The organism is Pantoea sp. K16 (genome assembly GCF_048452805.1).
GTDB classification, from domain to species: domain Bacteria; phylum Pseudomonadota; class Gammaproteobacteria; order Enterobacterales; family Enterobacteriaceae; genus Pantoea; species Pantoea agglomerans.
In genome coordinates, this window is sequence record NZ_JBLWNV010000025.1 from 1 (window position 1) to 16,625 (window position 16,625).

18 protein-coding genes and 2 tRNA genes are annotated in these 16,625 nt (G+C 56.5%); 10 read left to right on the forward strand and 10 right to left on the reverse strand.

Going from position 1 to position 16,625, the window contains the following annotated elements:
* The first annotated feature begins 135 nt into the window (after positions 1-135).
* A tRNA-Asp gene (locus ACK13D_RS21715) sits at positions 136-212 on the forward strand.
* A 1-nt stretch (position 213) separates the two neighbouring features.
* On the opposite strand, the gene ACK13D_RS21720 is transcribed toward ACK13D_RS21715, so the two are convergent.
* Together ACK13D_RS21720 and yafC are read right to left on the reverse strand one after the other, a co-directional pair.
* Positions 214-456: a hypothetical protein gene (locus ACK13D_RS21720; RefSeq protein WP_346551271.1), complete on the reverse strand. Its 243-nt coding sequence runs from the start codon at positions 454-456 to the stop codon at positions 214-216.
* On the reverse strand, positions 422-1,324 hold the full coding sequence (yafC, locus tag ACK13D_RS21725; protein WP_346551269.1) for a DNA-binding transcriptional regulator YafC: 903 nt from the start codon (positions 1,322-1,324) through the stop codon (positions 422-424). The genes ACK13D_RS21720 and yafC overlap by 35 nt, the downstream gene beginning before the upstream one ends.
* Before the next feature lie 262 nt (positions 1,325-1,586).
* Here yafC and ACK13D_RS21730 point away from each other — a divergent pair, with 262 nt between their 5' ends.
* A complete protein-coding gene (locus ACK13D_RS21730; RefSeq protein WP_010255114.1) occupies positions 1,587-2,378 on the forward strand; it encodes an endonuclease/exonuclease/phosphatase family protein in 792 nt (263 codons plus the stop codon).
* Positions 2,379-2,488: 110 nt separating this feature from the next.
* Here the strand turns inward: ACK13D_RS21730 and mltD are convergent, their stop codons facing one another.
* The gene (gene mltD, locus ACK13D_RS21735; protein WP_022625195.1) at positions 2,489-3,865 is read right to left on the reverse strand and encodes a murein transglycosylase D; all 1,377 of its coding nucleotides are present in this window, start codon (positions 3,863-3,865) and stop codon (positions 2,489-2,491) included.
* A gap of 71 nt (positions 3,866-3,936) precedes the next feature.
* Positions 3,937-4,692: a hydroxyacylglutathione hydrolase gene (gene gloB, locus ACK13D_RS21740; RefSeq protein ID WP_346551267.1), complete on the reverse strand. Its 756-nt coding sequence runs from the start codon at positions 4,690-4,692 to the stop codon at positions 3,937-3,939.
* A gap of 42 nt (positions 4,693-4,734) precedes the next feature.
* Between gloB and ACK13D_RS21745 the strand changes: the two genes are divergently transcribed.
* Complete coding sequence (locus ACK13D_RS21745) at positions 4,735-5,472, forward strand: class I SAM-dependent methyltransferase (RefSeq protein ID WP_010255122.1); 738 nt, start codon at positions 4,735-4,737, stop codon at positions 5,470-5,472.
* Here the strand turns inward: ACK13D_RS21745 and rnhA are convergent.
* Positions 5,454-5,921 (reverse strand): ribonuclease HI, encoded by a 468-nt coding sequence (gene rnhA / locus ACK13D_RS21750; protein WP_010255125.1) that lies wholly within the window; start codon positions 5,919-5,921, stop codon positions 5,454-5,456. The genes ACK13D_RS21745 and rnhA overlap by 19 nt on opposite strands.
* A gap of 51 nt (positions 5,922-5,972) precedes the next feature.
* Here rnhA and dnaQ point away from each other — a divergent pair, with 51 nt between their 5' ends.
* Both dnaQ and ACK13D_RS21760 read left to right on the forward strand, forming a co-directional pair.
* On the forward strand, positions 5,973-6,704 hold the full coding sequence (gene dnaQ / locus ACK13D_RS21755) for a DNA polymerase III subunit epsilon (protein WP_010255127.1): 732 nt from the start codon (positions 5,973-5,975) through the stop codon (positions 6,702-6,704).
* 134 nt (positions 6,705-6,838) lie between these two features.
* Positions 6,839-6,915, forward strand: a tRNA-Asp gene (locus ACK13D_RS21760).
* 49 nt (positions 6,916-6,964) lie between these two features.
* Here the strand turns inward: ACK13D_RS21760 and ACK13D_RS21765 are convergent.
* Positions 6,965-8,473 carry an NCS1 family nucleobase:cation symporter-1 gene (locus ACK13D_RS21765; protein WP_163799343.1) on the reverse strand — a complete coding sequence of 503 codons (1,509 nt, stop codon included), beginning with the start codon at positions 8,471-8,473 and terminating at the stop codon, positions 6,965-6,967.
* A 144-nt stretch (positions 8,474-8,617) separates the two neighbouring features.
* Here ACK13D_RS21765 and ACK13D_RS21770 point away from each other — a divergent pair, with 144 nt between their 5' ends.
* Genes ACK13D_RS21770 through puuE form a run of 3 tightly spaced genes read left to right on the forward strand, consistent with a single transcriptional unit; the run spans position 8,618 to position 11,054 of the window.
* The gene (locus ACK13D_RS21770; RefSeq protein WP_163799341.1) at positions 8,618-9,340 is read left to right on the forward strand and encodes a GntR family transcriptional regulator; all 723 of its coding nucleotides are present in this window, start codon (positions 8,618-8,620) and stop codon (positions 9,338-9,340) included.
* Positions 9,337-10,068, forward strand: coding sequence for an allantoin racemase (gene hpxA, locus ACK13D_RS21775; protein WP_010671141.1), 732 nt, complete (start codon positions 9,337-9,339; stop codon positions 10,066-10,068). The genes ACK13D_RS21770 and hpxA overlap by 4 nt, the downstream gene beginning before the upstream one ends.
* A gap of 32 nt (positions 10,069-10,100) precedes the next feature.
* Entirely contained in the window at positions 10,101-11,054 is a 954-nt protein-coding gene (gene puuE / locus ACK13D_RS21780; protein WP_010255138.1) for an allantoinase PuuE, read from the forward strand.
* A 50-nt stretch (positions 11,055-11,104) separates the two neighbouring features.
* Here the strand turns inward: puuE and hpxZ are convergent, their stop codons facing one another.
* From hpxZ to ACK13D_RS21800, 4 genes are read right to left on the reverse strand one after another with little or no spacing between them, the layout of a single operon-like run.
* On the reverse strand, positions 11,105-11,485 hold the full coding sequence (gene hpxZ / locus ACK13D_RS21785; protein ID WP_033756670.1) for an oxalurate catabolism protein HpxZ: 381 nt from the start codon (positions 11,483-11,485) through the stop codon (positions 11,105-11,107).
* Positions 11,485-12,882, reverse strand: a complete 1,398-nt coding sequence (locus tag ACK13D_RS21790; protein ID WP_346551264.1) for an AtzE family amidohydrolase — start codon at positions 12,880-12,882, stop codon at positions 11,485-11,487. Before ACK13D_RS21790 ends, hpxZ begins: the two co-directional genes overlap by 1 nt.
* Positions 12,879-13,061 (reverse strand): oxalurate catabolism protein HpxX, encoded by a 183-nt coding sequence (gene hpxX, locus ACK13D_RS21795; protein WP_033766590.1) that lies wholly within the window; start codon positions 13,059-13,061, stop codon positions 12,879-12,881. The genes ACK13D_RS21790 and hpxX overlap by 4 nt, the downstream gene beginning before the upstream one ends.
* Before the next feature lie 12 nt (positions 13,062-13,073).
* Positions 13,074-14,660, reverse strand: coding sequence for a gamma-glutamyltransferase family protein (locus ACK13D_RS21800; protein WP_033771016.1), 1,587 nt, complete (start codon positions 14,658-14,660; stop codon positions 13,074-13,076).
* A 138-nt stretch (positions 14,661-14,798) separates the two neighbouring features.
* Here ACK13D_RS21800 and hpxU point away from each other — a divergent pair, with 138 nt between their 5' ends.
* On the forward strand, positions 14,799-15,638 hold the full coding sequence (hpxU, locus tag ACK13D_RS21805) for a MurR/RpiR family transcriptional regulator HpxU (RefSeq protein ID WP_010255152.1): 840 nt from the start codon (positions 14,799-14,801) through the stop codon (positions 15,636-15,638).
* Positions 15,639-15,830: 192 nt separating this feature from the next.
* Positions 15,831-16,616 (forward strand): transporter substrate-binding domain-containing protein, encoded by a 786-nt coding sequence (locus ACK13D_RS21810; protein WP_010255154.1) that lies wholly within the window; start codon positions 15,831-15,833, stop codon positions 16,614-16,616.
* Positions 16,617-16,625 lie beyond the last annotated feature (9 nt).

Sequence of the window (16,625 nt, forward strand, 5' to 3'; positions counted from 1 at the left end):
CGATGGTAGTGTGGGGTCTCCCCATGCGAGAGTAGGGAACTGCCAGGCATCAAATTCGTTCCTTTTCCCCTGACAAGGAAAATGACAGGAACAGACGGCCATCAGCCAGTTGCTGACAGCTGTGAAAGAATCGGTGGAGCGGTAGTTCAGTTGGTTAGAATACCTGCCTGTCACGCAGGGGGTCGCGGGTTCGAGCCCCGTCCGTTCCGCCACTTAATTGGAAAGCCCTGACTTAACGGTCAGGGCTTTTTCCATTGCAGCAAATTCAACACGGAAAAATACACCGCGCTGATTCTCTTCGATCTCCCGGATCATTTTAACGATCGATAATTCTTTGAATCTGAAGCGATAATCCTGCAATCGATCCCACTCTTCCCAATTGTGTGCGGGCAGATCCCGATCAGGCCTGCCCCTGTAGACATCAGGTACGCCACGGTTGCTCAGCTGTCCACTCACTCAGAAAATCGATAAAAGCGCGCACACGCTGGCTTACGCCAATATCACTGTAGTAAACAGCATGGAAGGGCATCTCGACCGGCAGACGCTGATCGGCCAACACTTCCACCAGTTTTCCCTCAGCAACTTCACGATCGATCATATAGTCCGACAGGCAGGCAATACCATTACCGGTAAGACAGAGCTGCTTAATCGTCTCTCCGCTGTTAGAGGAGATAGCCCAGCTAATATCATAGAGTTCGCCGCTTTCACGGGAGACGGGCCAGCTATTGAGTCGTGGGGAATCATCAAAGCCGAGACAGTGGTGGTTATCCAGCTCAGCCACCGTTTGCGGTGTCCCATGCTCACGGAGATAGGCGGGTGAAGCAACCATCTTGCGAAAGCTCCTGAACAGCAGCCGGGCGCGCAGCGTTGAGTCGGTGAGATTGCCGGCGCGAATGGCGATATCCACTTTCCGCTCAATCAGATTGATAAAACTCTCTGAGGAGATCAAAGAAAGAGTCACGTCAGGATAGCGCAGACGAAAGGGTTTAATCATCGGCATCAGCAAATGCAGAATCACCGGCGTCGCGGCATCAACGCGCAGTAGTCCTTTAGGCGCCTGTAAACTCTCGATCAAATCGCTTTCTGCCGTGGTCATCTCCTGCAAAAAACGTTGAACATGGCGAAAATAGCGTTCGCCCTCCTGCGTAAGCGCCAGCTGCCGTGTTGTGCGGGTCAGCAGGGCAATACCCAGCTTGCTCTCCAGCTTTTTAACTGTCCTGCTGACGGCAGAGTTAGCCATCTTCAGCTGTTCAGCAGCGCGACTGAAACTTCCACTTTCTACTACGCTGACAAACACTTTTAGTTCATCAGAAGATGCCTTCATTCTTCCTCCCTGCAGTCACATGGCCATTAAGCCAGTTTATGACTGATAATGCTGTTATAACCAGTACAGGAGCCGTTAACGATGACATCGGGGATGTCACCGCCTGATCTGCCTCGTTTTGCTTAGCGAACTTAAAAGGGCTGCTTTATTCTGGAAAAGGTGATGAATTCTGACATTCACCTGCATCCATTGAAACCCCGGTCTAAAATCCCTATAACAGACAGGTGTTAACTGTATTTTGAATCATCAGCCAGGCGGGAAAGTGCGCAAAAAAACTTATGCAATGCGATATGTAGCAGGACAACCAGTGGAACAGATCTTTCCACCTGGCGCGATGCTCCATCTCGGTCAGGCACTGCCACCCGGCGCCCCCTTGCCCGCGCACCCAAACCTCAAAGTTCTGGTGTGGAACATCTTTAAGCAGCAACGCGCAGACTGGATGTCGGTACTGGAAGGATTTGGTAAAGATGCGCACCTGGTATTACTGCAGGAAGCGCAGACCACACCAGAACTGGTGGAGTTTGCCACCAGTAATTATCTTGCTGCCGATCAGGTACCTGCCTTTGTGCTACCTCAGCATCCCTCTGGGGTGATGACGCTCGCCTCTGCGCACCCGGTCTATTGCTGCCCGTTGCGTGAGCGTGAGCCTCTGCTGAGGCTGTCAAAATCGGCACTGGTCACGGCGTATCCGCTGCCCACGGGGGAAATGCTGATGGTCGTGAACATCCATGCGGTAAATTTCAGCCTGGGCGTCGACGTCTACAGTAAACAGCTGGGGCCAATCGGGGAGCAGATCATGCATCACCAGGGGCCGGTGATTATGGCCGGGGATTTCAATGCCTGGAGCCGTCAGCGTATCAATGCCCTCTACCGTTTTGCACAGCGAATGAAGCTGGAAGAGGTAATGTTTACTGCCGATCACCGCCGTAAAGCCTTTGGTCGCCCGCTGGATTTCGTCTTCTATCGCGATCTCAGGGTGAGTGAGGCATCCGTACTGGTGACGCGCGCGTCCGACCATAACCCCTTACTGGTGGAGTTCAGTTCAGGAAGCTAGTCCGGTGCATTAAGCGAGCCTGCAGAAGGGGGAGGGAAGTCCGGCAGATGAGTAAACGGTGGCGGATGAATAAAAGAAAAAGGCTGACAAATGTCAGCCTTTTCAACGTATCAGGTATCAGGTGTTGCGTTATTATTCACAAACAGCGTTAAGTTATCGCCGGGTTGAATATCTTTCGCACTGTCCAGCACACTGTTCCAGCGCATCACGTCTTTGATGTTAACGCCGTGATGACGGGCAATACTGTCAAGAGAATCACCCTTACGAACACGATAGGTGATGCTGTTGCCGTTATCAGCCAGTCGGGTGCCATTCGAACCAATGGTCAGAGTCTGACCCGGTCGGATATCAGCACCGCGCAGGTTGTTATCCTGCTTCAGTGTCGAGACGCTAACGCCAAGTTTTGAGGCGATACCAGAGAGCGTATCACCCCGTCGCACTTTGTACCCGCCACTCGCACTGGCTTTCGCAAGCTGAGTAGGCTGTACCGCTGCGATGTCACCGGAAGCCAGTGAGTTACGCAGTTTCGCGACGTTCGACTTCGGCACCATAATATAGTGTGGGCCGTTTGGCGCTGTTGCACCGCCTTTATAACCGGTATTGAAGCTCTTCAGTTTCGTGAGCGACATACCCGCCATTTCGGCAGCCTGCGTCAGCTGTATCTGCTGACCCACTTCCACTCGCGCCAGAGCACGACTTTCATTAGGTGTCGGCAGTTTGATACCGTAACGCTTGTTATTTTTGAGCAGTTCACTCAGAGCTAACATTTTAGGCACATACACGGTCGTTTCGCGTGGCAGCGATAAATGCCAGAAGTCAGTCGGCTTACCGCGCGCCTTGTTCTGCTTTATCGCTTTGAGTACACGTCCTTCACCACTGTTGTACGCTGCGATGGTTAATAACCAGTCGCCGTCAAACATGGTGTTAAGACGCTGCATCATATCCAGCGCAACTTTCGTGGATGCGACCACATCGCGTCGCCCATCGTAATACTGGTTCTGTTTCAAACCATAGTTTCGACCTGTTGCAGCAACAATCTGCCAGATACCAGCGGCATTGGCGGATGAAGTTGCCCGGGGGTCAAAAGCGCTCTCCACTATGGGTAGCAGTACCAGTTCCATCGGCATTTTACGTTTCTGTATCTGCTCGACTATCCAGTACATGTACGGCTCTGCCCGTAATGTTACATCGTGGAGATAGCTCTTATTTTTTAAAAATTTACTTTTTTGTTCGCGGATTGCCGGGTTTTCCGGAATCCCCATCTTCAACTCGTCACTAATGAAACTCCAGAGATCTGCGTCTGCTGCGAGGCCAGTTCCATCTTCCTGCCATCGCGGCGACAAAAACTCGTCTCCGTACTTTCCATTTTCACCTTGACCAGCTGAAGACAGACTCTGTGCATGCTGTACCGGGATATTGGCATCGTTCCTGGACGCCTGACATCCTACCAGCAAGACTGAGGCGAGTAAGATCGCTTTAGCCTTCATGTGTGTGTCAATAGTTCGCTTAAAAGACGAGCAACTATACGTGACGACTTTTCACAACACAACCCGAAAAATCAAAAAGCGTCTTTCTTCTCGCGTAGAACGGCAAATGAACGCCATACGGGTTCATCAGTAACGTTAACGTTTAATGCCCTTTGTAAATCAACGTCTTGCGTGCGAAGAAATAAATTTATTGTCCGTTCGTGCGCCAGTTTTGTGGGCAAACTAATGCCATTTTCAGCGCGTAAGTCCTTAATTTTCTGATATTCGGCCGTTATTTGTGGGTCATGGGGCAGAATAGCCGCAGCAAACTTCAGATTGGATAAAGTATATTCATGTGCGCAGCAGACTAATGTTTCACCTGGAAGCTGGTTAAGCTTTTGAAAGGAATCATACATCTGCTCTGCCGTGCCCTCAAAAAGGCGCCCGCAGCCGCCCGAAAAGAGTGTGTCACCACAGAAAAGATAAGGTGAGCTGTAATATGAGATATGTCCTAAAGTGTGACCAGGGGTGTGGATTACCTCAAACGTCAGGCCCAGTACCGTGACCTTATCGCCTTCGCTGACTATGCTTCTGGCCCCTTTAGCCGCAGTTTCCTGGGGACCATAGACCTCAAGCTGAGGGAAATGCTCGCACAGTGTTTTCACTCCGCCCGTGTGGTCGTTATGGTGGTGAGTCAGCAGAATAGCGACCGGCTGCCAGCCGTTGGAGGCCATTTTTTCTAACACCGGTTGGGCTTCGCCGGGATCGACAATCAGGCATTTACCGTCATCATCAGTCAGCGTCCAGATGTAGTTGTCCTGCAACGCAGGAATACTGGTAAGATTCATCATCACCTCTCGCAGGTCGTAGGAAAAGGAAGAGCGTAAAGCATGAAGCCCGCTAAATCACGCCAGATTCTGAACGCACCGCTGTCATGGCGCGATATGCCGTGGGGAGATTATTTCCGCGACGCGCTAACGCAGCAGCTTCAGCCTTACCTTGGAAAGCTTTATGGCTTTCATATGCTTAAGCTTGGCAACCTCAGCGCAGAAATCAACACCGAAAACTGTGCTATTTCACATCAGGTCAATGTTGGCAGGGAAGGTGATCTGTTACAGGTGCTGGCTGACCCGATGCAACTGCCGTTTGAGTCGAAGTCGATCGATGCCTGTTTGCTGGCCCATACGCTCGCCTGGAGCCAGGATCCTCACCGGGTGTTACGTGAAGTAGATAGGGTGTTAATTGATGATGGCTGGATGATTATCAGCGGCTTCAATCCATTCAGCCTGCTCGGCGTGAGTAAGATGGTGCCGGGCCTGAACCGCAAAGCCCCCTGGAGCGGACGGATGTTCAGCCAGGTGCGGTTAGTCGACTGGCTGGGACTGTTGAATTATGAGGTGGTCTATCGCACCCGCTTTCAGGTGCTGCCGTGGCATCGGCAGGGCGGAAAACTGATCAGCGCCCACTTACCGGCGCTGGGCTGTCTGAATATTGTGGTGGCACGTAAACGCACCTTCCCGCTGCTGCCGACCCGGGCTAAGAAGAGTATGAGCACCAGCAAGATCCGCCAGACGGTCAATGCCACACGCCAGTTCCGGCAGGCAGAGGATCAGGATTCGGTTTTATAACCGATATCCTCAAAAGCGGGATTTTCAGCTGCGCTGCGGGCCAGCACGTCGCAGCGCTCATTTTCCGGATGTCCGGCATGGCCTTTAACCCACTCCCACTGAATCTTATGGGTGCTGAGTGCTAAGTCGAGACGCTGCCAGAGATCGACATTCTTCACCGGCTTTTTGTCGGCGGTTTTCCAGCCACGCTTTTTCCAGTTATGGATCCAGCTGGTAATTCCCTGACGCACATACTGACTGTCGGTACTGAGCACCACATCGCACGGCTGAGTCAGCGCTTCCAGTGAGACAATCGCCGCCATCAGCTCCATCCGGTTATTGGTGGTAAGGTGATAGCCCGCGCTGAAGGTTTTCTCATGCTGACCGTAGCGTAAAATCGCCCCATAACCGCCGGGGCCGGGATTTCCAAGACAGGATCCATCGGTGAATATTTCTACCTGTTTGCGCATCTCTGGTAGACTTCCTCTCAAAAATGCTAAGTCTGACATAAAACGGGTCTTATGAGCACTGCAAATAACCGCCAGATCGTTCTCGATACTGAAACCACCGGCATGAACATGATCGGGGTACATTATGAGGGGCACCGCATCATTGAGATTGGTGCGGTAGAGGTGATTAACCGTCGCCTGACCGGTAACAATTTCCATATGTATCTCAAGCCCGATCGGCTGGTCGATCCCGAAGCCTTTGGCGTACACGGCATTGCCGATGAGTTCCTGGCCGACAAGCCTGCATTCAGCGAGATTGCCGATGAGTTTCTCGACTACATTCGCGGTGCTGAATTAGTGATCCATAACGCCCCGTTTGATATCGGCTTTATGGACTACGAGTTTGCAAAGCTGAACCGCGGCATTGAGAAAACCGAAACCTTCTGCAAAATCACCGACAGTCTGGCGCTGGCGCGCCGTATGTTTCCCGGCAAGCGCAACAGCCTTGATGCGCTTTGCTCGCGTTACGAAATAGACAACAGCAAACGAACCCTGCACGGCGCACTGCTGGATGCCGAGATTCTGGCTGAAGTCTTCCTGACGATGACCGGCGGACAGACGTCACTCTCCTTTTTATCGGAAAGTGAAAGCGCCCGACAGGCGCAGGGAGAGAGCATCCAGCGCATCGTGCGTCCCACCTCTGCACTGCGCGTGGTCACGGCCAGCGATGAAGAAGTGGTTGCCCATGAGTCACGTCTGGATCTGGTGATGAAAAAGGGTGGCAGCTGCCTGTGGCGCGGCTGAATTACGCATTTTTGTGGATAAAATCAACGGCAAGCTGAAAAAAACAGCAAACGATTTGTTCGCCTGGAAAAAGCGTTGACGTCGCAACAGGCTGCCATTACTATGCGCCTCGTTCCCGACGGGGAACAAAGCGCGGAGCGGTAGTTCAGTTGGTTAGAATACCTGCCTGTCACGCAGGGGGTCGCGGGTTCGAGCCCCGTCCGTTCCGCCAATCTCTTTAAAAAAGCCGATTCAGAAATGAATCGGCTTTTTGCTGTCTGCTATTCAGCGGCGGCCTGGTTCTTCTGCGGCATCACCTCGCCTTGCCAGCGGGCGACATCCTCCGCCTCACGATCTTCACGGGCGATAAAGCGATAGCAGCCTGCCGCCAGACCGGCACCAATAAACCAGCTGAAGTTCGCCACCTGATGCAGGGAAGGGATAAAGCTAATCACCAGGCAAATCGCCACCGATGGCAGCAGCGCGCCAATCGCTTTAGGGTTAAAGCCACCGCGATACCAGTAACGGCCTGCTGGCGTATCGTTAAACAGATCGTCGACCGAGATACGTCCACGTTTAATCAGATAGAAATCGGTCAGCAGAATCCCGAACAGCGGCCCGATAAACGATCCCAGCACATCCAGCGTATAGTGAATCAGCTCAGGAGACTGGAACAGATTCCACGGCGTTAACAGCACCGACCCCACCGCGGCGATCATCCCGCCGGTACGGAAACTGATTTTCTGCGGTGAACAGTTGGAGAAGTCAAAAGCGGGCGAGACGAAGTTCGCCACGATATTGATGCCGATGGTAGCGGTAATCATGGTCAGCAATCCAATCGCGACCGCCAGATCGTTGCCGACCATGCTCACGGTTTCGATGGGATCGGTAATCATTTTGCCAAACAGCGACTGGGTGCCCGACACAATCACTACGGTCACCACCGAGAACAGCAGAAAGTTAAACGGCAGTCCCCAGCGGTTGCCGCGACGGATCTCTGACATGCTTTTGCCGTAGCGTGAGAAGTCACCGAAGTTCAGCAGCGGCCCGGAGAAGTAAGAGACCACCAGCGCCGTCGCCGTAATCATCTGCCACGTCTGCTCGCCTGCGGTAAGCGATTTGCTGGCGAGGGTAAACGAAATCCCATCGAAACCGGTCTTGTATACAATCCAGCCCGCCAGCGCCACCATCACCACATAGACCGCCGGTCCGGCGACATCAATAAACCGTTTGATGGCGTTCATGCCATGCCAGAACACCATCGCCTGCAGTAACCACATAATGCCGAAGCAGCACCAGCCCAGCAGCGACAGACCAAGCCAGTGCGGCACGGTCATCGACGTCAGCGACGGCGCGAACTTCAGCAGCACCAGCATCAGCGCATTCGCCGCCAGATAGGTCTGGATGCCATACCAGGCGAACGCGATCAGACCGCGTATCACTGCCGGGATATTGGCACCAAACACCCCAAACGCCTGACGGCAGATCACCGCATAGGGGACGCCCGCCATCTGACTCGGTTTCGCCACCAGATTCGCACAGATCTGCACGATGCAGATCCCCGCCAGCAGGCAGAGCAGCACCTGCCAGCTGGCTAATCCCAGCGTGAAGAAGCTGGCGGCCACCACATAGCCGCCCATGCTGTGCACATCCGACATCCAGAAAGAAAAAATGTTGTACCACGACCAGTTCTGATCGCGAGTCGGTGCCAGGTCGTCGTTACAGAGTCGTGGGCTGTAACGGGCGTTGGCTTCAGAGGCCGTGCTGGCCACCGTTGATTGATTTGGCATGAAACCTGCTCCTCTACCCGAGAGTGGAATGAATAATCTGGTAAAGCGGTATTGCAGGATCCAGGCCAGATCTCTTTTCTTGTATACAATATTTATTTTTCACGTATACGATATGTGGCGTACAGCAAGCGACCGGAGCGGGTAATGACGAGTAAAACAGGACAGCGAGACGCCACCAGGCTGCAGGATAAAGATGAAGGGATTTACCAGGCGTTGATGAACGCCATTGTTGAGCATCAGCTGCCGCCGGGCAGTAAACTGCCGGAAGAGGTCCTTTCCGGGGTCTTTGGCGTGAGCCGCACCGGCATCCGCAAAGTGCTGCAACGCCTCGCGGCGGTGCAAATGGTCACTCTGACGCCCAAACGTGGTGCGCAGGTCTCCACACCCGGCGTTGAAGAGGCGCGGGATATCTTCTCAACCCGCAGTTTAATGGAGTGCGCTAATCTGCCAGCGGTCCTGGCCCATCTGCAGCCCCCGCATCTGGTGGCGCTGGAGCAGCTCATCGCGCAGGAGAACCAGGCGCACGCCGATCATGATGGCCCGGCAGCCATTCGGCTGTCAGCGGCCTTTCATATTCAGTTGCAGGCGATCTCCGGGAATCAGGTGCTCACTGGCATGGTGACCAGCCTGACGCAGCGCTCATCACTGGTGATTGCCGCCTATGGCGCACCCTGGCAGCGTGGCTGCCGCTGTGACGATCATGCGAATCTGCTTCAGTTACTGCGCGCGCGTGCGCTGCAGCCGCTGACGCAGGCGCTACAGCATCACTTCGAGCACATCGTCTCCAGCCTGCACTTTGAGCGCAGCGGGGAAACGCTGCCCGACTTTTCCCGACTGTTTGCCGCAGGCTCTGGAGCTGCCTCATGAGCCTGATTCAGGTTATTAACCCTAATACCAGCCTGGCGATGACCGAAACTATCGGTCAGGCCGCGCGTGCGGTCGCCGCACCGGGCACCGAAATTCTGGCTGTTTCGCCGTCGCAGGGCGTGCCTTCCATTGAAGGGCACTTCGATGAGGCGATCGCCGCCATCGGCGTACTGGAGCAGATTAAACTGGGCAGAGCGCAGGGCGTCAGCGGCCACGTCATTGCCTGCTTTGGTGATCCGGGTTTGCTGGCGGCACGCGAGCTGGCCAGCGGACCGGTGATCGGCATTGCGGAAGCGGCGATGCATACCGCCACGCTGCTGGCGACGCGTTTCTCCATTGTCACCACGCTGCCGCGCACCCTGGTGATTGCGCGTCATCTGCTGCAGCAGTATGGCTTTACCCATCACTGTGCCGCGCTGCATGCCATCGATCTGCCGGTACTGGCGCTGGAAGATGGCAGCGGCCTGGCGCAGGAAAAAGTGCGGCAGCGCTGCATTCAGGCGAAGCGGGAAGATGGCAGCGGGGCGATTGTGCTGGGCTGTGGCGGAATGGCGACGCTGGCCGGGGAGCTGACCCGGGAGCTCGGCCTGCCGGTGATCGATGGCGTCAGCGCGGCGGTAAAGATGGTGGAGTCGCTGGTGGCGCTTGGTTTTGGCACCAGCAAACATGGTGATCTGGCCTGGCCTTTGCAGAAACCTCTCTCAGGTGCGTTTCAGCATCTAAACTAACGGAACTTTCCCGAATCAAAACAGGTGGAGTGATGACTGACGCTGCAGAGAAGAAAGAGTACAGCTTTAACAAAAACTATCCGCGCGATTTAATCGGTTATGGCGCTCATCCGCCGCACGCCGCCTGGCCCAACAACGCCCGTGTGGCGGTGCAGTTTGTTCTGAACTACGAAGAGGGCGCAGAAAACAGCGTGCTGCACGGCGACACCGGCTCAGAGCAGTTCCTCTCCGACATCATCGGGGCAGCCAGCTATCCCGATCGCCACATGTCGATGGAGTCGCTGTATGAGTACGGCTCACGCGCCGGTTTCTGGCGTATCCACAACGAATTCCAGAAACGCGGTCTGCCGTTAACGGTTTTCGGCGTGGCGATGGCGCTGGCGCGTCATCCGGAAGTCGTCGAAGCGATTAAACAGGCTGACTACGATGTGGTCAGTCACGGCTGGCGCTGGATCCACTATCAGGGCATGGATGCAAAAACCGAACGCCAGCATATGCAGCAGGCGGTCGATGTGCTGGTTGATCTGTTTGGTAAAGCGCCGACCGGCTGGTACACCGGCCGCGACAGCCCGAATACCCGGCGGCTGGTGGTGGAGCAGGGCGGTTTTAGCTATGACAGTGACTACTACGGCGACGATCTGCCTTTCTGGACCCAGGTCACCTGTCAGGATGGAACGGTTAAACCGCACCTGATTATCCCCTATACCCTGGAGTGCAATGACATGCGCTTTGCCTCGCCGCAGGGATTTAATACCGCGGAACAGTTCTTTACCTATTTGCGCGACAGCTTCGATGTGCTGTATGAAGAGGGCGAAACCGCACCGAAGATGATGTCGATCGGTATGCATTGCCGCCTGCTGGGTCGTCCTGGCAAATTCCGCGCGCTGCAGAATTTTCTCGATCACATCCAGCAGCATGAGGATGTCTGGATCTGCACCCGTCAGCAGATCGCTGACCACTGGATCAACACGCACCCGGCACCTTAAGCCGGTTCCGGCGCTCGCCCCGCGTTGATCGGGCGAAGCGCCGGACGATGTCAGCCCATCAGGCTGACCTGCGCCGCCACGATGCACCAGCCGTGGGGCATGCGTACCCAGGTCTGCTGCTGACGGCCAATTTTATCGCTGCCGGTGCGGGTAAATTCGGTGCTGCAGACCGCATAATCCTCGCCAAAGGTGGTGATCACGGTGTTTCGCAGCGTCCGGTTCAGCCCGGCTGAAGGACGCGCGGCGCGGAAGGCCCGAATCTCATCAATGCCATACAGATTCTCACCCGCGCCGAGGCGCACGGTTCGCGGGTCGTGCCAGAACAACGCATCCAGTTCAGCCACGTCATTGCTGACCAGCGCCTGCTCGTAGCGGTAAAACTGCGCCGTCACCTCGGTGACCACCTGCGGTAAATTAATCTCTCTGTTCATCAGGCTCCAGCCATATTGATTTGCGGTATCGTAATGCCGCGTTGTTCCAGTGCCCAGGCGGCACGTAACACCGCCTCTTCATTAAACGGACGGGCGATAAGCTGTAATCCAATCGGCAGACCGCTTCGGGTCGCCAGCGGCACGGTACAGACCGGCAATCCCAGGAAGGAGATCGGCTGCGTCAGCATACCCATGCTCGCCTTAGCGGGCAGCGATTCCCCCTGAATCGACAGGGTCTGCTGACCGATGGTGATCGCGCTGCAGGGTGTCGCCGGCGCTATCAGCACATCAAACCGATCAAAAAGCGGCAACACCTGCTGCTGGAAATGGCGGCGGAAACGCTGCGCCTGCACGTACCAGGCACCTGGCATCATGGCACCGGCCAGCAGACGCTCGCGTGAATTGGGTTCAAACTGCTCAGGCGTCTGGCGCAGGGCGGGCAGATAGTGATTGCCGCCTTCTGCCGCGGTCATGATAAACGCCGCCGAGCGTGCCAGCTCAGCGTCCGGCATCAGCACCTCTTCCTGTGCATCAAGTGCTGCCGCGACCACCGCGACGGCAGCGCGGGCATCCTCATCGCACCAGCGGGCAAAAAAGCCACCCAGTACGCCGCAGCGCAAGGCTTCGCTGCCCTGTGACAGCCCCGGTAGCGTCGCGGCCAGCGGGCGATCGGCCTGAAACGCATCGGTGTGGTCTGCGCCCTGCAACAGATCATATACCAGCGCCAGGTCTTCAACCCGCCGCGCCAGAGGACCGATGTGATCGAGGCTGGCGACAAACGGATGGCTGCCGCTGCGTGACAACCGGCCAAAGGTCGGCTTAAGACCAAAAATACCGCACAGCGACGCGGGCACCCGAATCGAGCCGTTGGTGTCGGTGCCCAGCGAAAAGTGGACCAGACCGGCGGCCACGGCAGCCGCCGAACCGCCTGACGAGCCGCCAGCCACGCGGCTGAGATCGTGCGGATTGTGCGTCGCGCCGTAGTGGCTGTTTTCGGTGGTAAAACCATACGCGTAGGCATCCATGTTCAGCATGCCAGACAGCAGCGCACCAGAGCGACGCAGTTTATCGACAGCAAACGCATCTGCACGTGCCGCTGGCCGGTCGCTGAACAGGCTGGCACCGGCCAGGGTAGTGTGACCCGCCACATCAAACAGGTTTTTTACCGCATACGGGATGCCCGCCAGCGGTGGCAGGGTTTCGCCGCGCTGCCGCTGCGCATCAACATCCGCCGCTTCTTTTAACATGCGCGGCCCGGTCACTTCCGTCCAGGCATTCAGCGCCGGATTGTGCTGCTCAACCGCCTGCAGCGTGCGCTTTGCCACTTCCAGCGCACTGATTTCACCCTGCTGAATCGCCCGCTGCAGGGTCTGAATCGAAACGTCACCTAATCTCATGCCTGGTATACTCCTGCCACTTCAAGCCGGTCATCCAGCGGAAACGTCATCAGCGGCGCGGCCATCTCCGCGATACGCGACAGCTGGATCAGCAGTTCAGCGCGGCGGGCGTCATCCAGTTCCAGTTGCAGTATCTGCTCCATATGGCCGATGTAGCTGGCCCAGTCGTGTTGATTCATGATTCGCTCCTGTTAAAAACCGGCGGCGCTGCCGTTACTGCGTGGATCGCTTGCGCCCTCAAACATGCCGTTGCTGTGGCGCACAATGGCGCCCGCATGGCCCACGGATTCGCTGAAGTCCGGCAGCAGCTCCACCTCATGTCCCCACAGACGCAGCATCAATACCGTTTCGTCGTCAAAACGACCTTCCAGTTTCAGCGAGTCTGATGATTGCCCCCAGGTCCGGCCCAGCAGCCAGCGCGGCGCACTGACCGCCTGTTGTAACGGCAAGCCCTGAATCACATGGCGGGTAAAAATCGCCGCCTGAGTCTGCGGCTGTCCATCCCCACCCATCGCGCCATACACCAGCGTCCGGCCATCTTTCAGCCGTGCGGCGGCGGGATTCAGGGTATGAAACGGTTGCTTACCGGGTGCCAGGGCCAGCAGATGGTCAGGATCGAGGCTGAAAGCGGCGCCGCGGTTCTGCCAGGTGATACCCGTGCCGGGCAGCACCACACCACTGCCAAATTCGTGATAAATGCTCTGAATAAAGGAGACGGCCAGGCCGCTGCTGTCCATCACGCCCATCCAGACCGTATCGCCCGGCCCGCGTCCGTTTCCCCATGCCGCCGCCTCTCCATCGGTGATCTGGCTGGCGAGTGTGGCAAGGTGATCGCTGTCCAGCAGCGCCTGCAAATCTTCCGTGACGTGACGTGGATCGGTGATGTGTTTGTCGCGCAGTGCAAACGCTTTTTTGGTGGCTTCCACGATACGGTGCACCGTCTGCGCATCGTCAGCCTCCGCCATCTCCAGCCGATCGGTGATGCCCAGGATCGCCAGCGACACCATGCCCTGCGTTGGCGGGGTGATATTCCAGATGTCACCTTCGCTGTGGGAGAGATGCAGCGGCGTCGTGCGGCGGGCGCGATGCTGCTGCAGATCGGCCAGCGTCACCGGCATGCCCAGCGTGGCCATCTCATCGGCCATATGGTGAGCCAGCGTGCCGCGATAAAAGCTGTCGAGCCCCTCTTCAGTAAGCTGGCTCAGGGTGTTAGCCAGGGCAGGCTGGGTAAAACGGCTGCCTGGCTGCGGCACGTTGCCGTCAGGCATAAAGGTGGCGCTGAAGCCGGGCTGATGCTGCAATTCACTGCGGAACGTCGCGGTGGCGGCGCTCTGTGAGGCAGTCACCGGAATACCGTCAGCGGCGTAGCGAATCGCATCGCGCAGCAGACGTGCCAGCGGCAGCGGTGGGGTGCCCATCTCAGCCGAGAGATTCAGTGCCTCCTGCCAGCCGCTGACCGTACCGGCCACGGTCAGCGCCGCTTTCGGCCCGCGATGCGGAATCTTAGGGTGATCGGCGTAGAAATCGTGATGAGCCAGCGAACCGGCTGCGCCGCTGGCGTCGATAGCGACAGGATCGCCGCCGGGCGGCAGAATCAGCCAGAAACCATCACCGCCCAGTCCATTCATATGCGGGTAGACCACGGCGATGGTCGCGGCAGCGGCCACCATCGCTTCAATGGCATTACCGCCATCACGCAGTACCGCGAGCGCGCTTTCACTCGCCAGATGGTGTGGCGTCACCGCCATCCCCTGCGGGGCCATATTGCTTTGAATCATCTTTTTCTCGTTATCCGGGTGACAGAACCGATAACAAAGCAAGAGCTGTTCCAGTTTTCACCCTGAGCTGACAATGCGCCGGTTAACCTGGCGCAAATTGTGCTAGCTTCTGCTGAAACAAAAGTTACAGGACGGGTTATGAAACAGCTTGATGAACGACTCAGGAGTCACTATCCCCAGCTCTCCCCGCAGGAGCAGCGTATTGCCGACTTCGTGTTTGACCACTTCGATGACCTGATCAGCTACAACAGTGCCGAGCTGGCGCGGCTCAGTGGCGTGTCGAAAGCCACGGTCAGCCGGCTGTTTAAGCGTCTGGGCTATGAAAAATACAAGGATATGCGTGATGAGTTACGCATCCTGCGCCAGAGCGGCATGCCGCTGACCGATAATCGTGATGCGGTGCAGGGCAATACGCTGCTGGCGCGACACTACAAGCAGGAGATGGCTAACCTGACGCAGTGGGTGAACAGTCTGGATGCCCGGCACTTTAATGAGGTTATCCAGCAGCTGGCGCAGGCAAAACGCGTCTTTATCATCGGCATGCGCAACGCCTATCCGGTGGCACTGCATCTGCGACAGCAGCTGGTGCAGGCGCGTTCGCAGGTACATATCCTGCCGCAGCCGGGCCAGACGCTGGCTGAGGAGCTGGTGGATATTACGCCGGAGGATATGGTGGTCGTGATGGCCTTCCGTCGTCGTCCCCGCATCATTCGCCCGCTGATGCAGCAGTTGCAGGCGGCCGGTATCCCGCTGCTGGCGCTGTGTGAGCCGCAGGCGCAGACGGTGATTGCGCTGGCGCGCTGGCAGCTCTGTACGCCGCTGGACAGCGTTTCCGCCTTCGACAGTTATGGCTCCGCCATGAGTCTGGTTAACCTGATTGCCAATGCACTGCTACATGAAATGCTGGCACAGGGACGTCAGCGCATTCATCAGATCGCCGACCTTTACCAGCAGTTTGACGAGCTGGAGCACCGCTAAAAGGCACCGTTTTGGTGCTTTGCCCCATTTCAGAACAGACCTTCCCCCGGCGTAGTCGTCCCGATTACGCCAGATTTCAGCTGAATGCTTTGCCGCTTAACCCTTTTTCTGTGGCCGTCCGGATTGGCACATTAGTTGCAGATTGCATCTCAAAGAATCTTTTGTTTCACGTTAATCTCACCGGGGTGCATAATGAAAAAAGTTTTGATGGCGGTTGCGACAGCGGCATTACTGATGGCACAAGCGGGAAGCGCGCTGGCCGATCAACTGCAGGACATCCAGAAACGCGGCGTCATTCGCATCGCCGTGCCGCAGGATTTCCCGCCGTTTGGCTCGGTTGGCACCGATCTGCAGCCGCAGGGGTATGACATCGACACGGCCAGATACCTGGCAAAGCAGATGAAACTTAAGTTGCAGCTGGTTCCGGTCAGCAGTGCCAACCGCGTGCCGTATCTGCAAACCGACAAGGTCGACCTGGTTATCTCCAGCATGGGTAAAAATGCCGAGCGGGAAAAAGTGATCGACTTCACCCGCGCCTATGCGCCGTTCTTCCTGGGCGTATTCGGGCCGAAAGGCGATGAAATCAAAGCGGCGTCTGCCCTGAGCGGCAAATCGATTGGCGTAACACGCGGTGCGGTAGAGGACATGGTGCTCAGTGACGTTGCGCCGAAAGATGCACAGGTGAAACGCTACGAAGATAACAACACTACCTTGTCTGCGTATCTCTCCGGTCAGGTGCAGTATGTGGCGACCGGCAACCTGGTGGTCGCCGCCATTGCCCGCCAGAATCCGGCCAAAGCGCCGGTGGCGCAGTTTATGCTGAAAGATTCTCCCTGCTATATCGGCCTGAAGAAAGATCAGCCCGCACTGAAAGCGAAAGTAAATGCGCTGATTGAGCAGGGCATCAAAGATGGCACCCTGAATAAACTGTCAGAAGAGTGGCTGAAAGCGCCGCTGCCCGCCAACCTCGGCGCCTGAGGAAAGATT

What these genes read in the sequence shown, in the direction of transcription:
- yafC (WP_346551269.1), bottom strand. Translation starts at nt 1,324, where the DNA reads ATGAAGGCATCTTCTGATGAACTAAAAGTGTTTGTCAGCGTAGTAGAA.
- mltD (WP_022625195.1), bottom strand. Translation starts at nt 3,865, where the DNA reads ATGAAGGCTAAAGCGATCTTACTCGCCTCAGTCTTGCTGGTAGGATGT.
- gloB (WP_346551267.1), bottom strand. Translation starts at nt 4,692, where the DNA reads ATGAATCTTACCAGTATTCCTGCGTTGCAGGACAACTACATCTGGACG.
- ACK13D_RS21745 (WP_010255122.1), top strand. Translation starts at nt 4,735, where the DNA reads ATGAAGCCCGCTAAATCACGCCAGATTCTGAACGCACCGCTGTCATGG.
- rnhA (WP_010255125.1), bottom strand. Translation starts at nt 5,921, where the DNA reads ATGCGCAAACAGGTAGAAATATTCACCGATGGATCCTGTCTTGGAAAT.
- dnaQ (WP_010255127.1), top strand. Translation starts at nt 5,973, where the DNA reads ATGAGCACTGCAAATAACCGCCAGATCGTTCTCGATACTGAAACCACC.
- ACK13D_RS21765 (WP_163799343.1), bottom strand. Translation starts at nt 8,473, where the DNA reads ATGCCAAATCAATCAACGGTGGCCAGCACGGCCTCTGAAGCCAACGCC.
- ACK13D_RS21770 (WP_163799341.1), top strand. Translation starts at nt 8,618, where the DNA reads ATGACGAGTAAAACAGGACAGCGAGACGCCACCAGGCTGCAGGATAAA.
- hpxA (WP_010671141.1), top strand. Translation starts at nt 9,337, where the DNA reads ATGAGCCTGATTCAGGTTATTAACCCTAATACCAGCCTGGCGATGACC.
- puuE (WP_010255138.1), top strand. Translation starts at nt 10,101, where the DNA reads ATGACTGACGCTGCAGAGAAGAAAGAGTACAGCTTTAACAAAAACTAT.
- hpxZ (WP_033756670.1), bottom strand. Translation starts at nt 11,485, where the DNA reads ATGAACAGAGAGATTAATTTACCGCAGGTGGTCACCGAGGTGACGGCG.
- ACK13D_RS21790 (WP_346551264.1), bottom strand. Translation starts at nt 12,882, where the DNA reads ATGAGATTAGGTGACGTTTCGATTCAGACCCTGCAGCGGGCGATTCAG.
- hpxX (WP_033766590.1), bottom strand. Translation starts at nt 13,061, where the DNA reads ATGAATCAACACGACTGGGCCAGCTACATCGGCCATATGGAGCAGATA.
- ACK13D_RS21800 (WP_033771016.1), bottom strand. Translation starts at nt 14,660, where the DNA reads ATGATTCAAAGCAATATGGCCCCGCAGGGGATGGCGGTGACGCCACAC.
- hpxU (WP_010255152.1), top strand. Translation starts at nt 14,799, where the DNA reads ATGAAACAGCTTGATGAACGACTCAGGAGTCACTATCCCCAGCTCTCC.
- ACK13D_RS21810 (WP_010255154.1), top strand. Translation starts at nt 15,831, where the DNA reads ATGAAAAAAGTTTTGATGGCGGTTGCGACAGCGGCATTACTGATGGCA.